The following is a 2,089-nucleotide window of genomic DNA, read 5'->3' as shown; positions in this document are numbered from 1 at the left end:
AACTACTCGAACTCGCGGCTGGCCTTGCTCGAGTTCCGCCGGCGCATCGAGGCGTATCAGCACGCGGTGATGGTGTGGCAGATCTGCCGGCGCGTCTGGGCGCGCTGGATGGACGTCGCGGTGCTGTCGGGTGCGCTCGCGATCCCGGACTACGAGCGCAACCGGCGCGGCTATCTCGGCTGCGCCTGGCTGCCACCGCGCTGGGATTGGGTCGATCCGCTGAAGGACGCGCGCGCGGAGATCGAGCAGATCGAGGCTGGGCTGAAGAGCCGCACCCAGGCGCCGGCCGAGCGCGGCTACGACGCCGAGCAGGTCGATGCCGAGATCGCCACCGACCGCGCCCGCGAGCAGAAGCTCGGACTGGTGTTCAACGGCATGCCGCCGGCCGGCGATGCGCCTATCGACGCCGCGGAGGATCGAACGGGTTGACGACGGCCACGCCGGTCGGCGCGAAATCGGAGACGTTCCGCGTCGCCACGGTCAGGCCGTGCTCGAGGGCGGTGGCCGCGAGCATCAGGTCCGCGCTCTCGTTCCCCACGGTGGCACAGAGCCGACCCCACCGACGTGCGGATCCGAGATCGAAGGGAAGGATCCGGTCGCCGTAGACCGATAGGATCCAGTCGAGCCACGCGGCGAGCGTGTCGGCGAACGCCGGGTCGGCAGTTCGCTGCCGAGCGATGCCTTTCTCGATCTCACCGACGCTGATCACGCTCAGGAACAGGTCGGCGGTGCGCTGCTTGCGAACCCAGGCAACGACCTGCGGGAAACGATCCTGCCGGCGCAGTGCCGACACGACGACGGTATCGAGCAGGTACATCAGAACTCAACGTCCCGCGGACGGGCCTTCAGGCGAGGGAACTCCTCGCCTCCCTGCGGGATGGCAAGCAGTGCGTCGGCGAGGGTGGGCGCCTTTGCACGCTTCAGGCGTTGCAGCCGCTCGTACTCGGCCGCGTCCACCACCACCACAGCCGGCTTGCCGTGCTTGGTGACGGTCTGCGGCCCACGGCGTGCAGCCTCCACCAGGGCGCTGAAGCGGTTTTTGGCGTCCTGCACGGACCAGGAGGTTCCGGCCATGGTCATCCCCAATCTGGACAGAAAGACTGGCTAAAACATGGTCGCTCGAAATGCCGCGGTCAATACCCAGCTTGGCTGCACCGCCCATCCCGGACTGCTGGTGGCGCGGCTCGCCAGTCGGCCCTTGGCGATCGCGCCGCGCGCGCTCGAGACGCTGCTGGCCGCCAGTCGCGTGACGACGCTTGCGTCTCCCGGCGAGATTGCGACGCGCGGTCGTGGGTACGCCGTCACCGACGCCGGCATCGCGGTGGTGCCGGTGCTGGGTCCGCTGGTCGCACGCGGTGACTGGCTGACGGAGCTGTTCGGCGCCTCCGTCTACGGCGAGGTCGGTGACGCGGTCGAGGCCGCGCTGGCCGATCCGTCGGTGCGCGGCGTGGTGATGGAGATCGACTCCCCCGGCGGCGAGGTCGCCGGCATGTTCGACCTGGCCGATCGGCTCGGAGCTCTCCGCACGGCCTCGAGCAAGCCCCTGTGGGCGGTCGCGAGCGAGAGTGCGACCTCGGCGGCCTATGCGATCGCCAGTGCGGCGGAGCGCATCTACGTCACCCAGACCGGCGAGGTCGGCTCGATCGGCGTGGTCGCCGCGCACATCGATCAGAGCGGCGCCGATGCCAAGGCGGGGCTCGCCTGGACCTTCGTCCACGCCGGTGCGCGCAAGCTCGACGGGAACCCGCACGAGCCGCTGTCGGATCCGGCGCGTGCGGCGGTCCAGGCGGACGTCGACGCCCTGTACGGCGAGCTCGTCACCCTGGTCGCGCGCAACCGGAACCTGACGCCCGAGGCGGTGCGCGGCACCGAGGCGGCGATCTATCGCGGCCGCGCGGGCATCGCGCTCGGCCTCGCCGACCGTATCGGCACCGTCGAGACCGCACTCGCCGAGCTGAAGGCGACCAGAGGTCACATGACCACCAGCTTTGCCGCACCGGCAGCGCAACGCCGTGCCACCACCCAGGCCCCTTCGAGGAGAGTGATGATGACCCATCCGGTCGAACCCGACGATACGTCCGCTGCGGAG

3 protein-coding genes and 1 pseudogene are annotated in these 2,089 nt (G+C 70.0%); 2 read left to right on the top strand and 2 right to left on the bottom strand.

Annotation, left to right across the window (positions count from 1 at the left end; all coding sequences use genetic code 11):
- Positions 1-429: pseudogene (locus ACTIFU_RS23560) on the top strand (phage portal protein); the annotation flags it as partial.
- Here ACTIFU_RS23560 and ACTIFU_RS23555 read toward each other — a convergent pair.
- On the bottom strand, positions 398-817 hold the full coding sequence (locus ACTIFU_RS23555) for a type II toxin-antitoxin system VapC family toxin (protein WP_439580764.1): 420 nt from the start codon (positions 815-817) through the stop codon (positions 398-400). The pseudogene ACTIFU_RS23560 and the gene ACTIFU_RS23555 overlap by 32 nt on opposite strands.
- The gene (locus ACTIFU_RS23550) at positions 817-1,074 is read right to left on the bottom strand and encodes a type II toxin-antitoxin system Phd/YefM family antitoxin (RefSeq protein ID WP_439580763.1); all 258 of its coding nucleotides are present in this window, start codon (positions 1,072-1,074) and stop codon (positions 817-819) included. The genes ACTIFU_RS23555 and ACTIFU_RS23550 overlap by 1 nt, the downstream gene beginning before the upstream one ends.
- A gap of 37 nt (positions 1,075-1,111) precedes the next feature.
- Here ACTIFU_RS23550 and ACTIFU_RS23545 point away from each other — a divergent pair.
- On the top strand, positions 1,112-2,089 hold a 978-nt coding region (locus ACTIFU_RS23545), incomplete at its 3' end, for a S49 family peptidase (RefSeq protein ID WP_439580762.1).

The organism is Elioraea sp. (assembly GCF_051860475.1).
Classification (GTDB): domain Bacteria; phylum Pseudomonadota; class Alphaproteobacteria; order Acetobacterales; family Acetobacteraceae; genus Elioraea.
The sequence above is the reverse complement of the archived record's forward strand: the minus strand, read 5'-3'. Positions and strand labels throughout refer to the sequence as shown.